We start from the raw sequence: 17,087 nt of genomic DNA on the forward strand, positions 1-17,087 counted from the left end.
CACGCGAACGGAGGCCAGATGAGCGTCACCCAGGTCCAGCCCGCGATCCGACCGCGTGACCGGGCGGTCGCGTGGGCCCGGATGTGGCGGTTCCACTTCGTACCCCTGTCGCTCTCGGCCGGCCTGGTCGGCACGACGGCGCCGTCGGCCGGGGCCACCACCACCACTGTGGTGATCGGGCTGCTCTTCTGCGTCTTCGGCTACGGCGTCGGCGTGGTGATCAACGACTGGTTCGACCGCAAGGCCGACGCCGTCAACGCACCGGACCGGCCGTTCGTCGCCGGGCTGATCAACCCGCACGTCGGGCTCGGCCTGACGCTGCTGCTCTCCGGGTCGCTCCTGTTGGTGGCCGTGGTCGTCGCGCCGGCACTGGCGATCTGGAGTGCCATCGCGATCGCCGGGCACCTGGTCTACACCTGGACCAAGGGCATCCCGATGGCCGGCAACCTGGCCAACGGTGTCGACATGTCGCTGTTCACCGTGCTCGGCGCGGTGGCCGTCCGGCCGGACGCCGGCTGGCTCGACATCCCGGCGACGACCTGGTATCAGACGGCGCTGGTCGCGGTGGTGCTGGCCGGCTTCTGCCTGGTCGGCTACTTCAAGGACATCGACGGGGATCGGATCGCCGGCTACCGCACCCTGCCGGTGGCGGTCGGCACCCGGGTCGCCGGCCGGGTCGCGGTGGCCTTCCCGGTGGTGGCCGTGCTCGGCGCGTTGGCCGGCGTGCTGGCCGACGCGGACCGGGGCGGCTATCCGGTGGCGGCCTCCCTGCTGCTGCTCGCCGCCGCCTCGCTGGCCTTCGTCCGCAGCCTGAGCAGCGTGCTGCGGGCACCCCAGGAGCGGGCGTACGAGGCGCTGCTCTGGTTCACCCGGGCGACCACGCTCTTCACCCTCTCTCTCGGCGCCCTGCACAGACCGACGTTCTTCCTGGTCGCAGCCGTGCCGATGATGCTCTACCTGGAGCTGACGCTGCGCGCGACGACCTCCTCCCGGCAGGCGTGATCGTGACCTCCGTCGACTGGGCCCGGCTCTACCTCGACGCGGCCGAGGGCAGCCTCATCACCGCCATGCGCGAGGGGATGGCCAGGTCACCGCGCCAGCTCAACGCCGCCTTCGAGGCCGACGCCGAACTGCTCGACCTCGGCCCCGCCGGACTGCTGGCGGTGACCGTCGACACGCTCAACGGCGGAGCCGAGCTGGCCACCGCGTCCACCCCGTACGCCAAGGGCTGGCTGACCACCACGGTCAGCGTGAGCGATCTCGCGGCCGTCGCCGCCGACCCGGTGGCCGTGCTGATCTCCTGCTCGCTGCCCCGGGACGGGTGGACCAACGACCAGGCCCGCGAGTTCGGGCGGGGTGCGTCCGACGCCGCCGAGCGGTACGGCTGCCACATCGTCGGCGGCGACACCAACTGGGCGGCCGAGGAGAGCTTCACCTCCTGCGCGATCGGCACGTTGCGGCGTGGCCGGTTCCTCAGCCGGGTCGGCGCCCGGCCCGGTGACGCGCTCTACGTGACCGGCCCGGTCGGCGCCGGCAACTGTGCCGGGTTCCGCCGGCTCGCCCTCGGCTCCCTCGGTGACGAACAGCCGTGGCTGCCCGAGGCGCGGGTGGTCGCCGCCGAGGTGCTCCGCGGGTACGCCCGGGCGTGCATCGACACCAGCGACGGGCTGCTGAACGCGGCGGTCGGCCTCGCCGAGATCAACGGGCTGGGGGTCGAGGTTGTGTTGCGGGCCGAGGCGTACGACCCGGCGACCATGGCGCTCGCCGACTCGTTCGGACTGCCCCGCTGGTTGATGGCGGCCGGGGAGTGGGGCGAGTTCGAGCTGCTGTACGCGGTCGACGCCGCCGACGGGGAGCGCAGCGCGCGGGCGCTCGCCGAACGGGGCCTGACCGCGATCCGGGTCGGTCAGCTGACGACCGGCCCGGAGCTGCTGCTCGCCGACGAGTCCGGCACCCGCCGGGACCTGCGGGAGCTGCTGCCGCGGGTCCGGGCCATCGACCCCTCCGGAGGACTCCTCACCGACCTGCTCGACCTGCTGGCGAAAGGGGTGTGATGGCGCGGGGCGTGGCGCTGGTGACCGGGGTCACCGGCTGCGTCGGCCGGGCGGTCGCCGCCGCACTGCGGGAGCGGGGCTGGCCGGTACGCGGACTGGCCCGCACGCCCTCGCCGGAAGCCGTCGGGTACGCCGAACAGCTCGGCGACCTGACCGATCCGGCGTCGCTGCGCGGCGCCTGCGAGGGTGTCGAGCTGGTGGTGCACGCGGCAGCCGACCTGAGCGACTGGCGGCCCGGACGCCGGATCTGGCAGGTGAACCGGGACGGCACCCGGGCCCTGCTGGACGAGGCGCTGCGCTGCGGTGTACGCCGCTTCGTCTACCTGAGCACCGTCGACGTCTTCGGCTTCGACGCCCGCGACGTCATCGACGAGACGTCGCCGAAGCGGGTACCGCCGTACGCGTACTCCCGGTCGAAGTTGGCCGGGGAGGAGATCGCCTGGTCGTACCAGCGGCACGGACTGGAGGTCACCGTCGTCTATCCGACCTGGATCTTCGGCCCGGGTGACCGGCACTTCGTGCCGGAGCTGGTGCGCGGGCTGCGCGACGGCAAGCTGGTGCGGATCGACCGGGGTGCCGCCCCGATCGAACTCACCTACAGCGAGAACCTGGCCGACGCGATCGTGCTGGCCGGCACCACGCCCGGGGCGGCCGGCGGCCGGTTCATCGTCGGCGACTCCTACGGCCTCACCGTGGGGCAGCTCTTCGACCGGCTCGCCGAGCGGGTCGGGGCGGTGCCGCCGGCCCGCTCGGTCCCGATGCGCGGTGCGCTGGCGGTGGCGGCCCTCTCCGAACTGGCCGGGCTGGCCGGGATCGGCACCGGCTCCGGACGGCCGATGCTCACCCGCTACGCCGTGCGGTCCGTGGCCGGCGGGATGCGCTACCGGCTCGACCGGATCAGGTCGCTCGGCTACACGCCCCGGGTGGACCTGGCGGAGGCGCTGCGCCGCACCCTCGCCGGGCTGGGGCGGGCACCGGAGGGGGTGCGGGCAGATGGCCGCGGATGACGGTGAACGGGTCGTCTGCATCGTCAACCCGACCTCCGGGGTCCAGCGCCGGCGGCTGATCGAGCAGCGGCTCGCCGTCGAGCTGCCCGGTGCCGACCGCTGGCCGACCCGGCACCCCGGGCACGCCGTCGAACTCGGCCGGCAGGCCGTCGCGGACGGCTACCGCACGGTGGTCGCGATCGGCGGGGACGGCACCCTCTCCGACGTCGCGAACGGGATACTGGCGGCCGGCGACGAGAAGGTGCGGCTGGCCTACGTGCCGGCCGGCACCTGCAACGACTTCGTCCGCGGCCGGGACCCGGTCACCGACCTCGGCGACCTGCTCGACCGTGGCCGCGACCGGGCCACCGACGTCGGCGCGGTGACCTTCACCCGCGCCGACGGCAGCTCCGGGCACCGCTATTTCCTGGTCAACTGCACCGTGGGGCTGATCAGCACCATCGGGGCCCGGTTCACCGAGAAGACGCCGGTGAACCGGGTGCTCAAGCGGATCGACCTGCAACTCGCCGAGGTGGCCTCCGGGGCCCGGACGCTGGCCGGCTGGAAACCGGTCGGGGCGCGGCTGGAACTGGACGGCGAAGCGTCCCGGCATCCGCTGACAAACCTCGCGGTCCTGAAGGTGCCGTACTTCGCCGGCGGTCTGACCTTCGGCTCGACGCGGCCGGCCGAGGCCGGGCAGCTCGACGTCGTGGCGGTGCTCGGGCTGGGCCGGGCCGGCGTGCTCGGCCTGATGTGGCGGGTGTTGCGCGGCAGCGCGGCAGGGCATCCCGCGATCCGGCGCAGCCAGGTCCGCACCGTCGCGGTCGACGCGGACACCCCGCTGCCGGTGGAGGTGGACGGCGAGATCGTCGGGTACACCCCGGCCACCTTCTCGGTACACCCGGCGCAGCTCACCACGGTGGTCTGAGCGAAGCAGGAGAGGAAGAGACCCGTGCACATCGGCATCGTCTGCCCGGACTACACCGGCCACCTCAGTCCGATGTCGACGCTCGGCCGCGAGCTGGTCCGGCGGGGGCACCGGGTGACCCTCTACTCCCTGCCGGACGCCGCGCCGAAGCCGTACGTCGCCGAATTCGGGTTCGTGCCGCTCGGCGAGCGGGAGTTCCCGGCCGGTGCCCTGGCCAGGTTCTCGGAGGAGATGGGCCGGCTGCGCGGCCTCGCGGCGATCCGCTTCATGGTCCGCACCTACGTCCGCGAGGTCGACGTGCTGCTGCGCGACCTGCCGCCGCTGCTGGCGACCGCCGGGCTGGACGGGCTGCTGGTGGACCAGGTCTACGGGGCGGCGAACAGCGTCGCCGAACGGCTGGACCTCCCCGCCGTGACGGTGTGCAACGCGCTGGCACTGAACACCGAGCCGGGGGTACCGCCCTTCATGACCGCCTGGCCGTACCACGACTCGGCGGCGGCCCGGCTGCGCAACAGGCTCGGCTACCGGGTGATGGACCGGGTGATCGGGCCGGTGGTGGAGCTGACCAACCGGCGCCGGGTGGAGTGGGGCCTGCCGAGGGCGCGCGGGTTGAACGACGGTGGCTCGAAGCTTGCCCAGATAACCCAGCAGCCGGAGTTCTTCGACTTCCCGCGCCGGGAGCTGCCGGACTGCTTCCACTACACCGGGCCGTTCCACGACTCCGGCAGTGGCGAGCCGGCCTCGTTCCCCTGGGAACTGCTGGACGGCCGCCCGCTGATCTACGCCTCGATGGGCACCCTGCAGAACCGGGTACCCCGGACCTTCGAGGCGATCGCGGCGGCCTGCGCCGGTCTCGACGCGCAACTGGTGATCGCCCTGGGCAGCCGGGAGACGGCAGTGCCGACCGGGCTGCCGGGTGATCCGGTGGTCGTCGGGTACGCGCCGCAACTGGAACTGCTCGCCCGGGCGTCCCTGGTCGTCACGCATGCCGGGATCAACACGGCGCTGGAGTCGCTGGCCCACGGCGTACCGATGGTCGCCCTGCCGGTGGCGAACGACCAGCCCGGCGTGGCGGCCCGGGTCAGGCATCTCGGGGTGGGGGAGTTCATCCCGGCGCACCGGGCCAGCGCGGCCAGGCTGCGGGCCGCGATCGAGAAGGTGCGCGGCAACCCGGCCTACCGGAGCCGGGCCCTGGAGTACCGGCGCCGGATCGCGGAACTGGACGGCACCGGGCGGGCCGCCGACGTCGTCGAGACGGCACTCCGGACGCGTCGACCGGTACTCCGGGGCGAGGCGTCCACGGTCGCCGACGGCGGCTCCCGGTGACCTCGCAGGTCCCCGTCCGGCCGTCGCGCTAGCGGAGCGTGAACGACCACCCCTGACGGGCACGGGTCTATGCTGAGACAGTCGGCTTCCTCCATAGCTGGCTTAGCCGGTAGCAAACAGCGTTGGGCGACCTCGCTCGGTGCGCGGCGGAGACCGCCCGCCCGTGCGCTCGTGCCGGCCGACACGCGCGGCGTCGACCTGCCGAGCTTGTCGTCACACCCCCACTGAACAGTTAGAACTCTGCGCTCTTCCGGGTCTGTGATGGTCTGTCGGCTGTCGATCGGTGACATCGGGCGGCACATGGCCTACGCTACCATCAAACGTCAGTTAGCCGGTTGCATCACCGGACGCGCGCAGCGATTGAGTAGCGCCGTCGAGATGGTCGAGTATCGATTCGCTACCGACTGGGTGACGGTCGGTTGCTACACATTGTCCAGGACTGGAGGAGGTAGCTCATGATGGAGCAACGGCGGGCGGTCTATGCCCTCACCGCGTTGTCCGTCGCCACCTTTTGTTACGTCACCACCGAAGTGCTCCCCATCGGGCTGCTCACCCTGATCGCGCCGGACCTCGACCGGTCCAGGTCCGAAACGGGTCTGCTGGTGACCGGGTACGCCCTGGTGGTCATGATCGTCGCGGTTCCGCTGACCCGGATCACCCGGCGGATGCCCCGGCGCCCGCTGCTGGCCGGCGCCCTCGGCGTGTTCACCGTGGCGACCGTGGTGTCGGCCCTGTCGACCTCCTACGAGATGCTGCTCGCCGCCCGGCTGATCTCGGCGGCCACCAACGGCGTCTTCTGGTCGGTGGTGTTCCCGGTGGCGATCTCGATGTTCCCGGCGAACATCCGGGGCCGCATCGTGGCGCGACTCTCCATCGGCAACGCCCTCGGCCCGGTCCTCGGCGTACCGCTGGGCACCTGGGTGGGTGGGCAGGCCGGCTGGCGGTCCGCCTTCGTCGCGATGGCGGTACTCAGCCTGGTCACCTGCGTCGCGGTGGCCGTGCTGGTGCCGAACACCAGGCCGCAGGAGAACTCGGGCGACGTCGGGGCGCTGCCGGACCGGCAACGCTTCGTGGTGCTGCTCGTCGCCACCGTGCTCGCGGTCACCGGCGCGATGGGGGCCTTCACCTACATGACGGTCTTCCTGCTCGACGTGAGCGGGTTCGCCGCGGCCTCACTCGGGGCGTTGCTCTTCGTCCAGGGCTCCTTCGGGGTCGCCGGCACCTGGGCGGTCGGCCGGGTGCTGGACCGGTTCCCCCTGGGTGTCGTGCTGGGACTTCTCGGGCTGATCAGCGCCGCGATGATCGGCCTGTACGCGGTCGGCACCAGCAAGCTGCTGACGATCCCGCTGCTGGCCGTGGCGGGAATGTCGTTCAGCTCGGTGATGGCCGGCATCCAGCACCGCATCATGCAGGTGGCTCCCTCGACCACCGACATCGCCTCGGCGAGTCTCAGCGTCGCGTTCAACCTCGGCCTCGCGTCCGGTTCGTTCGTCGGGGCGGGCCTGCTGGCGGCGACCGGGGTCCGGGTCATCCCGTTGGTCGGCGGACTGCTGACGGCGGCGGCCTTCACGTTGTTGATCTGCCACGAATCGATCGTCAAGAGAAGGAGAAGCCATGAAGTGCTCCGTCGTGATCCCGACCTACAACCGGTCGGACATTCTGCGGCTCACGCTTGAGTCCCTCGTCCGCCAGGACCTGAATCACGATGACTTCGAGGTGCTGGTGGCCGACGACGGATCGTCCGACGACACCTCGGACGTGGTCAAGAAGTACATGGACCTGATGAACGTTCGCTACTTTTTCCAGGAGGACGAGGGCTACCGGGCCGCCGGGGCGCGCAACCTCGGTATCAGTAACGTCAAGTCCGACATCACCGTCTTCATGGACGCCGGGGTGATGGCGCACTCCAGCTGCCTGCGGGCCCACCTCGCCAGCCACGAGGCGGTCGAGGGACCGGCCGCCGTCTGCGGGTACGTCTTCGGCTACACGCTGAACAACGAGACCGCCGAGGGGGTCATCTCCGAGGCCGACCTGGCCGACGTGGACGGGACGATCGAGCTGTGGCGGAAGAAGGGGATGTACCGCGACATCCGGGAGGACTTCTTCGAGCGGGAGGGCGACGACTTCGCCACGGCGCCGGCACCCTGGCTGATGTACTGGACCTTCAACGCCTCGGTGCGCACCGACCAGCTCCGCCGGGTCGGCGCCTTCGACGACGCGTTCCGGAACTGGGGCGGCGAGGACGTCGACCTCGGTTACCGGCTGCACCGCGACGGGGCCCGGATGTTCCTCAACCGGGACGCGATGGCGCTGCACTGGCCGCATCCGCGGGACTGGGACGAGCTGCACGGCGACGCCATCGCCAACTACAAGTACATGGCCCAGAAGTACGACACGCCGATCACCCGGCTGCTGGAGATCGTGCCGACCATCAACTTCTTCGTCTTCAACGACGTCATCCGGGGTCGGAAGCTGACCCACTGAACGACCGCGGCGCCGGTGGCGCGCGGCCGGCCCGACCGCCGGCCACCGCCACCAGCTCGCCCGCGGGTCACCACCGACCGAACCCCCCGGCAACGGCGCCGGGGGGTTCGGCATGCCCGCCGGCCCACGCCCGGCGGTTCGTCGACCGAGTCGGTGACCGCCGGCCCTGTGCCGGCGGGTAAGGACCGGGTGAAAGTAGTGGTCTGCGAGTCCAATGAGCAGTTCTCCGGAGCCTCTTGAGTAGCCGGACCATCGGAACAGGTACCACGGCCGGAGTACGTTCTTGCTACGAATAAAACGATATCGCGGAAGGGTCGGGATCGCGTTGCGTCCGCCCGGGGAGCCGATTCGGATTAGCGCTCTCCGAATCGTCGACTCATCGAGTAGCGACGATAGACGAAGTGGACGGACGAGACATGGTTCGACGGCCCGCCAGGGGTGCCGAACCCCCGGCAGGCCACGCAAGGGAGGTCGGCGCCTGGCCGTGGGCTGCTGTCGAGGCAGGTCCGGTGCGTGCGCCAGGATCTCGGGCGCCGCCGGCGCACGGCCGGGTCGCGGGTACGCGGGCCGCCGGACGGGAAACAAGTCTGGTCGAGATGGGGCGGTCATGGGACAAGAGTCCACTATTTCCATGGTATTGAACGGTGCGGGGACGCATCGGTCGGTCGGAGAGGCCTACTCACCTGCTTCGGTATTGACCGAATCGACGGAGGAAAGCTTCCGGGTGGCGTACGACCTGGCGGTCGTCGGGCTCGGATACGTCGGCATGCCGCTGCTGCGGGAGGCGGTCGGTGCCGGACTGCGGATTGTCGGGATCGACACCGACGCCGCCCGGGTCGAGATGTTGAACAGCGGACGGTCGTACATCGACGACATTTCCGCCGACGACATCGGCGAGATGCTCGCCGCCGGCTTCACGGCGACGACGGACCCGTCACTGCTCGCCCGGAGCGCGGCGATCGTCATCTGCGTGCCGACGCCGCTCAACGACGACCACGCTCCGGACCTGTCGGCGGTGCGCAGCGCGGCCCGCATGGTGGCCAGCTACCTGATGCCGGGCACTCTTGTCGCGCTGGAGTCGACGACGTACCCGGGCACCACCGAGGAGGTCGTCCGGCCGATCCTGGAGGAGTCGGGCCTCGTCGCGGGACGCGACTTCAGCCTGGTGTACTCGCCCGAGCGCATCGACCCGGGCAACGACGAGTACGGCCTGCGGAACACCCCGAAGATCGTCGGCGGGCTCACCGAGAGCTGCCGGGACCGGGCCGCGGCCCTCTACGGGAAGATCGTCTCCAAGGTGGTGCTCACCTCCGGGCTGCGCGAGGCCGAGATGGCGAAGCTGCTGGAGAACACCTACCGCAACGTGAACATCGCACTTGTCAACGAGATGGCCATCTTCTGCGACGAACTGGGCATCGACCTGTGGGAGACCATCGAGGCCGCCGCCACCAAGCCGTTCGGCTTCCACAAGTTCCTTCCCGGGCCGGGCGTGGGCGGGCACTGCATCCCGGTCGACCCCTCCTACCTCTCGCACACGGTCCGCAAGCTGGGCTACGCCTTCCGGCTGGCCGAGACCGCACAGGAGATCAACGGGCGGATGCCGAAGTACGTCGTCAGCCGCCTGCAACGGGCCCTCAACCGGGAGCGGAAGTCGGTGAACGGTGCCCGGGTGATGCTGCTCGGGGTGACCTACAAGTCGGACATCGCCGACGACCGGGAGACCCCGGCCCTGCCGCTCGCCCGCGAGCTGCGCAAGCTCGGTGCCGAGCTGTGCTTCGCGGACCCGTACGTGCGCAGCTGGGCCGTCGACGGAGTGCCGGTTCCCGCGGTCGAGGCTCCGCTGCAGGCGGTCGGCGACTGCGACGCCGTGGTGTTGCTCCAGGCGCACTCGGCGTTCGACCTCAAGGCCATCGCGCAGCGGGCCCGGCTGGTGCTCGACACCCGCGGGCTGATGGCGCGGCACCAGAACGTCGAGCGGCTCTGAACCGTCGACGCCGTACCCGCGACGGACAGCGGGTTCCTGCAACCCTCCCTGCACACCACTCACGAAGGACGAGCGAGACGATGACGGTCACCTGGTCACAGCAGCGCATCCTGGTCCTCGCGCCACATCCGGACGACGAGATCCTCGGCTGTGGTGGACTCATCCACAAGGCGAAGATCGCCGGCGCCGAGGTCTTCGTCCAGTTCCTCACCGTCGGGCACACCACCGACCGGTCCTCGTCGGTGAGCACCACGCCCGAGCAACGCAACGTCGAGATCGAGCGGGTCGCGGACCACCAGAAGTGGGACGACTGGCACATCGCCTTCCCGGGCGACGAGTACCACCTGCGGCTCGACCGGATCCCCCGGGTCGAACTCGCCAACATGATCGAGCAGCGGAGCCCGCTCTCCATCGCCGAACTGCGCCCGACGGTGGTGATCGCCCCGCACCGGACCAGCTACAACCAGGACCACCAGGCCGTGGCGGAGGCCGCGCACACGGCGATGCGGCCGTCCAACGGCCGGGTCCGGCACCACCCCGCGCTGGTCCTCGGCTACGAGGAGGCGGCGGACCAGTGGCGGTACGATCCGGCCCCGATGCCCAACCTGCTGGTCGAGCTCGCCGAGGAGAACCTGGAGAGCAAGCTGGAGGCGCTGCGGCTGTACGCCACCCAGATCCACGAACACCCGCACACCCGCTCGGAGGAGACGCTGCGCAGCCTCGCCGTACTGCGCGGCATGCAGGCCGGCGTGCCGCTGGCCGAGGGGTACCACATCATGCGCAACCTGGCCTGACGGCCTGCCGGACCGGCACGCCGTCTTCACCGCACCGTCGAAAGGAACCCATGAAAACTCTCGTCACCGGGGGCGCCGGGTTCATCGGCTCCCACCTATGTGAATTCCTGATCGGCCAGGGCCACGAGGTCACCGTGCTCGACGACCTCTCCACCGGTTCGGCGGCGAACATCGCCGGCCTGGTGGACGCCGGGGCGGTACGCCTGGTGCAGGGGTCGATCCTCGACCCGGCCGTGGTGGGGGAGTGTGTCCGGGGCAAGGACGCGGTCTTCCACCTCGCCGCCGCCGTCGGCGTACAGACCATCATCGACAAACCGCTGCACTCGCTGCGGGTCAACCTGCACGGCACCGAGAACGTCGTCGAGGCGGCGGTGGCCCACGGCGTGCCGTTCAGTGTCGCGTCGACGAGCGAGGTGTACGGCAAGAACGACGCCGACGGGCTCACCGAGGACTCGGACCGGATCCTCGGCTCACCGCTGCTCAGCCGCTGGTCGTACGCGGCGGCCAAGGGTCTCGACGAGCTGGTGGCGCACACCCGGGCGGCCGAGACGGGCACCCCGTGCGTGACCTACCGGCTGTTCAACGTGGTCGGCCCGCGACAGACCGGCCGGTACGGCATGGTGCTGCCCCGGTTCGTCGCGCAGGCGCTCGCCGACGAGCCGATCACGGTGTACGGCGACGGCACGCAGCGCCGCTGCTTCGGTGCCGTGCAGGACGTGGTACCCGCGATGGTGAAGCTGCTGCACACCCCGGCGGCGCACGGGCGGGCGGTGAACCTCGGCGGCCGTCAGGAGATCTCCATCTCCGGGCTGGCGGAGCTGGTGAAGGAACTCACCGGCTCGACCAGCGAGGTCAACCTGGTGCCGTACGACCTCGCCTACGGGGCCGGGTTCGAGGACATGCGCCGGCGCATGCCGGACCTGTCGCTGGCCCGCGAGCTCATCGGGTACACCCCGCGGTTCGGCCTCGCCGACATCGTGCGGTCGATCACCGACGACATCGCGCAGCGGCAGCGGGTCAGCCAGCCGGTCTGACCGGGCACACCTGGCGACGGGCGGGAGGGCGGCGAGATGTCTGTCGTCGCCCTCGATGCCCGCTCCGGTGCCGACCGTGTCAGGGGCGGGCGGGGGTGCAGACGATCTCGGGGATCGCGGGGTGTCCGGTCCCGTTGTAACCCCACCGGTAGCTCTGCCGGGGGGCGATGAACTCGCCGTACCGCTCCGGGACGACGGTGTGCCTGCCGTTGGCGTAGGTGGTGGTCACACCCCACGCGGTGCTGAGGGTCCCGTTCGTCAGCGTCAACGTGGCCCGCCAGGTGATTGTCACGTCGCTGGTGTTCTCGATGGTGACGCTCACCGTGAAGCCGGAGGCCCAGGCGTTCGTCGTCGTGGTGACGTCGCAGAGTGCCGGATCCGCCGACGCGGTGGTCGACGCCGCGCTCGCCGGTGCGGCGCCGAGCGCCATGCTGAACACGGCCAGTAGGGCCAGTGCTGCGGAACGTATGGGGAGAGCCATGGGGGCAATATACCGTCGTCGATGACTTGGATATCCGGTCCGGCGAGGAATCCTTCGGCGGCCGATCGACGGTAGGGCCGACCGGCGCCGGGGTTCGGGACCGAGTGCTCTGCACCAGCGCCCGACCCGCACCGTAGGTTCGGCTCAGTGGAGGTGGTTGGCGATGTCGCTGCTGACCGTGACCCATCTGACCGACGACGCGTTCCGGGTCGACGTGCGGGGCCACAACCTGCTGGTGGACCAGCAGAACCCTACCGGCGACGAGGCCGGCGTCACGCCGGTGGAACTCTTCGTGGCGAGCCTCGCCAGTTGTGTCGGCTTCTACGCCGAGCGCTTCCTGCGCCGGCACGGCCTGCCGTTCGACGGGCTCCGGGTCGAGTGTGACTGGAGGATGCGGGCCGGCGAACCTGCCCGGGTCGGCCGGATCGCGATCCGGGTCACCCCGCCCGGCTGGGTGCCGCCCGAGCTGCGCGCCCCGTTGGAGGCGGCGATCGACCGTTGCACGGTGCACAACTCGCTGCGCCAGCCGCCGCAGGTCGAGGTCACGGTGCCGCCGATCCCGTCGGCTCCGCCGATCCCGTCGGCTCCGCCGATTCCGTCGGCTCCGTCGGCTCTGCCGATTCCGCCGGCTCCGCCAATTCTGCCGGCTCCGTCGGGCCCGGCCGCTGGGGCCGTCGCGAGCGGTTCCGTAGGGGTGCCGGTGCGCCGGCCCGGAGTTCGTCCCGGTGTTCCCGGGTGGTCTCCACCATCGAACCGAGGAACCGCTTGACGACTTCGAGTTCCTGGTCGCTGAAGTTTCGCATCACCTGCTCGGTGCGCCGGGCCAGCGGGGCGAAGAACTCCCGGGCGACGGCGGCGCCGGGTTCGGCGTACCGGAGGAAGATCTTGCGGCGGTCGGCCGTGTCGCGGTCCCGGTAGACGTGGCCGGCGGCTTCGAGGCGGTCGACGACCCCGGTGACCGAGCCGGAGGAGAAGTTGAGTTCGGCACGCAGGTCGCCGGGGGTGACCGGCTGACCGGCGAGTTCGGCCTCCATCACCACCAGCAGCGCGTGCAGGTCGGCGTGGCCCAGTGCGTTGTGGGCGGCGAAGGATTCGCCGATGTGCTGGGCGTGCGAGACGTACAGCCGCAGTTGGCTCACTATCGAGCTGATCAGCCGGGCGCGGGGCTGGTCAGGCCGCTGGAAGACGCTCTCGGCCAACACCTGCCCCCTCTCCGGCCGCCGACACTATACCGCCGGGCAAATCGCCTCGTCGGCAGACTATCTCTGCAAGCGAGATAATTGTGTGCCAAGATGCTTTCCTGTCGAGGTTATCGGTCGGGAGGGCTAGTGGGCGTCGGACGGTTGGCCAGCGCGATCCTGAGAACGATCACCGGGCGGGTGGGCGCCTGGCTGGTCCTGCCCGTGGTGGTGGCCGCCGCCGCCGCGCTGATCGTCGTCGGCGGCAGCGCCAGCACCGACGACGACCCGGCCGGCGGGCTGCCCGCCGACGCCGAGTCCGCCCGGGTCGAGGCGCTTCGCGACCGGTTGCCCAGTGGGCAGCTCAACCCCGCACTCGTCGTCTACGCCCGGGACGGCAGCCCGCTGACCGAGGCGGACCGGCAGGTGATCGCCGACCAGTCGGCCCGGTTCGCGGCGATCGCCGAGGGCGGCCGGGTCGGACCGCAGGTGCCGGCCGAGGACGGGCGGGCGGTGCTGGTCCCCATCCCGATGCCGGCCGAGCGGCCGGTGCAGGAGACCGTCGACCAGGTCACCGAGGTACGCGAGATCGCCTCCGCCGGGCTGCCGGCCGGGCTGACCGCACAGGTGACCGGCGGTGCCGGGTTCCGGGCCGACATCGCCTCCTCGTTCTCCGGGGCGAACGTGACCCTGCTGGTGATCACGGTGCTGGTGGTGGCGGCGCTGCTGCTTGTCACCTACCGCAGCCCGTGGCTCTGGCTCGTCCCGCTCGCCGTCGTCGGCCTGGCCGACCTGACCACCAACTCGCTGCTCGCACTGCTCAGCCGGGAAGCCGGACTGCGGCTGGACCCGTCCACGATCGGCATCGTCGACGTACTCGTCTTCGGCGCCGGCACCAACTACGCGCTGCTGCTCATCGCCCGCTACCGGGAGGAGTTGCGCCGGCACGACGACCGGCGCGAGGCGATGCGCCGCAGCCTGCGCTCGGCCGGGCCGGCCATCGCCGCCAGCGCGATGACGGTGGCGCTGAGCCTGCTGACCCTGCTCGCCGCCCCGCTGACCACCAACCGGAGCCTCGGTGTCGCCGGAGCGGTCGGCATCACCGTCGCCGCCACGTTCGGGCTGGTCCTGCTGCCGGCCGCCCTGGTGGTCTGCGGCCGGGGGCTGTTCTGGCCGTTCGTGCCGCGGCCGGGCGAGCCGGTCCGGCACCAGGGGGTATGGGCCCGGGCCGGTGCCCTGGTCGCCCGCCGACCCCGCACCATCACCGCGCTCTCGCTCGTCTTCCTCGCCATCCTCGCGGCCGGGGTCGCGGACGCGCGGCTCGGGCTCAGCCGGACCGAGCAGTTCCGGGTGCAGGCCGAGTCGATCGAGGCGCTGGAGACCCTGAGCCGGCACTATCCGGCCGGTGCCGCCGACCCGACCGTGGTGGTCGCCCGGGCGGACCGGCAGGCGGAGGTGCTGGCCGCCGTCACCGGTACGCCGGGCGTCGCGCAGGCCCGTCCGGCCGAGCAGGGGGACGGCCTGGTCGCCGTCGACGTGGTACTCGAGGCCGAGCCGGACAGCCGGGCGAGCTACGACACGATCGAGGCGCTGCGTACTGCCGTGCACGCCGTACCGGACGCCGATGCGCTGGTGGGCGGGGCGGTCGCGGCGAACCTGGACAACCGCACGGCGGCGATCGACGGGCTGCGCCGGGTGGTGCCGCTGGTCATCGGTGTGGTGACGGTGATCCTGGTACTTCTGCTGCGTGCCCTGGTCGCCCCGCTCGTGCTGGTCGGCACGGTGGTCGCCACCTACTTCGCGGCGCTCGGCGTCGGCAACCTGCTCTTCGTGCACGTACTCGACTACGCGGCGCTGGACACCGGGGTTCCGCTGCTCTCCTTCCTCTTCCTGGTCGCCCTCGGGGTCGACTACAACATCTTCCTCTCCACCCGGGCCCGGGAGGAGGCGGTCGGCCAGGGCACCCGCCGGGGAGTGCTGACCGCGCTCGCGGCCACCGGTGGCGTGATCACCAGTGCCGGGATCCTGCTCGCCGCGGTCTTCGCCGTGCTGGGCGTACTGCCGCTGGTCACGCTCACCGAGATCGGCATCATCGTCGGGGTGGGCGTACTGCTGGACACGCTGCTGGTGCGCACCCTGCTCGTCCCGGCCATCGCGACGCTCTGCGGGGAACGGTTCTGGTGGCCCGGCCGACCACACCGGCCCGGCCCGGCGGAACCGACCGGGTTGGCGGAACGGACCGGGTTGGCGGAACGGACCGGGTCGACGTCGGGCGGACCGGCCCGGACGGGCACCGCGGGCTGACCGGCCGGTGCCGGCACCGTTCTGTTGCGGGGGACAGTTAGTCCTCTTTATAGTTCGACAGAAGTAGATGGCTTGCCGGGTGTCGGCCGAGCCACCGCCGTCGAGTGCCCGGAGGAATCGTGAGGCGTACCCGCGGACTGCTGCTGCTGGCCGGGCTCGTCGCGGCGGTCGCGGCCGCGCCCGTGACGGTGGTCGCGCAGGCGGCGGTGACCGCCGCCGCGACCCCGACCGCCTCGTTCGCCAAGGTCTCCGACTGGGGGTCGGGCTGGGAGGGCCGCTACACCATCACCAACGGTGGCAGCAGCGCGATCACCTCCTGGCAGGTGCAGTTCGAGCTGCCCGCCGGCACGACGGTCGGCTCGCACTGGAACGCGACGCTGGCCAGCAGCGGCCAGCGGCACACCTTCGGAAACGTCTCGTGGAACGGCCGGATCGCCCCGGGTGCCTCGGTGAGCTTCGGCTTCATCGGCTCCGGTTCCGGAGCGCCGAACGGCTGCCTGCTCAACGGCCAGCCCTGCGCTGGCGGCACCGCACCGACCCCGACCCCGACGGCGACCCCGACCGGGGTCCCGCCGACGGTCCCGCCGGGTGGCAGCAACCCGGTGGCGGCGAACGGGCAGCTGCGGGTCTGCGGCCGGCAGCTCTGCAACGCCGCCGGCAAGGCGATCCAGTTGCGCGGGATGAGCACCCACGGTCTCCAGTGGTACGCCAACTGCGCTACCCCGGCCTCGCTTGACGTGCTCGCCCGGGAGTGGCAGGCCGACGTACTGCGGATCTCGATGTACATCCAGGAGGACGGGTACGAGACCGACCCGCGCCGGTTCACCGACATGGTGCACAACTACATCGAGCTGGCCACCGCCCGGGGCATGTACGCCATCGTGGACTGGCACATGTTGACCCCCGGCGACCCGAACCACAACCTGGAGCGGGCACGTACCTTCTTCGCCGAGATCGCCGACCGGCACCGGGCGAAGAACAACGTCATCTACGAGATCGCCAACGAGCCGAACGGGGTGGCCTGGAGCGCCATCAAGAGCTACGCCGACCAGGTCATCCCGGTGATCCGCAGCCGGGACGCCGACGCGGTGGTGCTGGTCGGCACCCCCGACTGGTCCTCGCTCGGCGCATCGGGCAGCGGCGGCGGTGCGGACGTGATCGCGGCGAACCCGGTCGAGGCGGGCAACGTGATGTACGTCTTCCACTTCTACGCCGCCTCGCACGACGACTACTACCTGGACACGGTCCGCAGCGCCGCGGACCGGCTGCCGCTCTTCGTCACCGAGTTCGGCACCCAGGACTACTCCGGCGACGGCCCGAACGACTTCGTGATGGCCCAGCGCTATCTGGACCTCTTCGCCAGCCGGAAGATCAGTTGGGTGAACTGGAACTTCTCCGACGACTTCCGTTCGGGCGCGGTCTTCACCACCGGCACCTGCGCGGCCGGCGCGTTCGGCGGCACCGCCCGGCTGAAGGAGGCGGGGGTCTGGATCCGGGACCGGATCCGCACCCCGGACGACTTCTGACCTCCCGG

The 17,087-nt window shown here is 71.2% G+C and carries 14 protein-coding genes and 1 pseudogene; 13 read left to right on the forward strand and 2 right to left on the reverse strand.

The window, feature by feature from the left end:
• The first annotated feature begins 18 nt into the window (after positions 1 to 18).
• The 10 genes from ACN28A_RS21045 (at position 19) to ACN28A_RS21090 (ending at position 11,590) form a co-directional block, all read left to right on the forward strand.
• Positions 19 to 1,002 (forward strand): UbiA prenyltransferase family protein, encoded by a 984-nt coding sequence (locus ACN28A_RS21045; RefSeq protein WP_421397279.1) that lies wholly within the window; start codon positions 19 to 21, stop codon positions 1,000 to 1,002.
• Positions 1,003 to 1,004: 2 nt separating this feature from the next.
• Entirely contained in the window at positions 1,005 to 2,054 is a 1,050-nt protein-coding gene (locus ACN28A_RS21050) for a thiamine-phosphate kinase (RefSeq protein ID WP_421397281.1), read from the forward strand.
• Complete coding sequence (locus tag ACN28A_RS21055) at positions 2,054 to 3,061, forward strand: NAD-dependent epimerase/dehydratase family protein (protein WP_421397283.1); 1,008 nt, start codon at positions 2,054 to 2,056, stop codon at positions 3,059 to 3,061. The genes ACN28A_RS21050 and ACN28A_RS21055 overlap by 1 nt, the downstream gene beginning before the upstream one ends.
• Entirely contained in the window at positions 3,048 to 3,968 is a 921-nt protein-coding gene (locus tag ACN28A_RS21060; protein ID WP_421397285.1) for a diacylglycerol/lipid kinase family protein, read from the forward strand. Before ACN28A_RS21055 ends, ACN28A_RS21060 begins: the two co-directional genes overlap by 14 nt.
• Positions 3,969 to 3,992: 24 nt before the next feature.
• The gene (locus tag ACN28A_RS21065) at positions 3,993 to 5,294 is read left to right on the forward strand and encodes a glycosyltransferase (protein ID WP_421397287.1); all 1,302 of its coding nucleotides are present in this window, start codon (positions 3,993 to 3,995) and stop codon (positions 5,292 to 5,294) included.
• Positions 5,295 to 5,749: 455 nt separating this feature from the next.
• The gene (locus tag ACN28A_RS21070) at positions 5,750 to 6,970 is read left to right on the forward strand and encodes an MFS transporter (protein WP_421397289.1); all 1,221 of its coding nucleotides are present in this window, start codon (positions 5,750 to 5,752) and stop codon (positions 6,968 to 6,970) included.
• Entirely contained in the window at positions 6,909 to 7,778 is an 870-nt protein-coding gene (locus ACN28A_RS21075; RefSeq protein ID WP_421397291.1) for a glycosyltransferase, read from the forward strand. The genes ACN28A_RS21070 and ACN28A_RS21075 overlap by 62 nt, the downstream gene beginning before the upstream one ends.
• 694 nt (positions 7,779 to 8,472) lie before the next feature.
• Positions 8,473 to 9,762 (forward strand): nucleotide sugar dehydrogenase, encoded by a 1,290-nt coding sequence (locus tag ACN28A_RS21080; protein WP_421397293.1) that lies wholly within the window; start codon positions 8,473 to 8,475, stop codon positions 9,760 to 9,762.
• An 80-nt stretch (positions 9,763 to 9,842) separates the two neighbouring features.
• Positions 9,843 to 10,556 (forward strand): PIG-L deacetylase family protein, encoded by a 714-nt coding sequence (locus ACN28A_RS21085; protein WP_421397295.1) that lies wholly within the window; start codon positions 9,843 to 9,845, stop codon positions 10,554 to 10,556.
• A 50-nt stretch (positions 10,557 to 10,606) separates the two neighbouring features.
• Positions 10,607 to 11,590 carry an NAD-dependent epimerase/dehydratase family protein gene (locus ACN28A_RS21090; RefSeq protein ID WP_421397297.1) on the forward strand — a complete coding sequence of 328 codons (984 nt, stop codon included), beginning with the start codon at positions 10,607 to 10,609 and terminating at the stop codon, positions 11,588 to 11,590.
• Between the two features lie 79 nt (positions 11,591 to 11,669).
• On the opposite strand, the gene ACN28A_RS21095 is transcribed toward ACN28A_RS21090, so the two are convergent.
• Positions 11,670 to 12,071, reverse strand: a complete 402-nt coding sequence (locus tag ACN28A_RS21095; RefSeq protein WP_421397299.1) for a cellulose binding domain-containing protein — start codon at positions 12,069 to 12,071, stop codon at positions 11,670 to 11,672.
• Between the two features lie 163 nt (positions 12,072 to 12,234).
• Between ACN28A_RS21095 and ACN28A_RS21100 the strand changes: the two are divergent.
• Positions 12,235 to 12,603 (forward strand): annotated as a pseudogene (locus ACN28A_RS21100) (OsmC family protein); the annotation flags it as partial.
• Positions 12,604 to 12,613: 10 nt separating this feature from the next.
• Here ACN28A_RS21100 and ACN28A_RS21105 read toward each other — a convergent pair.
• Positions 12,614 to 13,273: a MarR family winged helix-turn-helix transcriptional regulator gene (locus ACN28A_RS21105; protein ID WP_421397301.1), complete on the reverse strand. Its 660-nt coding sequence runs from the start codon at positions 13,271 to 13,273 to the stop codon at positions 12,614 to 12,616.
• Between the two features lie 126 nt (positions 13,274 to 13,399).
• Between ACN28A_RS21105 and ACN28A_RS21110 the strand changes: the two genes are divergently transcribed.
• Both ACN28A_RS21110 and ACN28A_RS21115 read left to right on the forward strand, forming a co-directional pair.
• Positions 13,400 to 15,553: an MMPL family transporter gene (locus tag ACN28A_RS21110; protein ID WP_421397303.1), complete on the forward strand. Its 2,154-nt coding sequence runs from the start codon at positions 13,400 to 13,402 to the stop codon at positions 15,551 to 15,553.
• Between the two features lie 140 nt (positions 15,554 to 15,693).
• Positions 15,694 to 17,079 (forward strand): cellulase family glycosylhydrolase, encoded by a 1,386-nt coding sequence (locus ACN28A_RS21115; RefSeq protein ID WP_421404545.1) that lies wholly within the window; start codon positions 15,694 to 15,696, stop codon positions 17,077 to 17,079.
• The last annotated feature ends 8 nt before the right edge of the window (positions 17,080 to 17,087 follow it).

Source organism: Plantactinospora sp. WMMB782 (assembly GCF_049179135.1).
Lineage (GTDB): Bacteria > Actinomycetota > Actinomycetes > Mycobacteriales > Micromonosporaceae > Plantactinospora.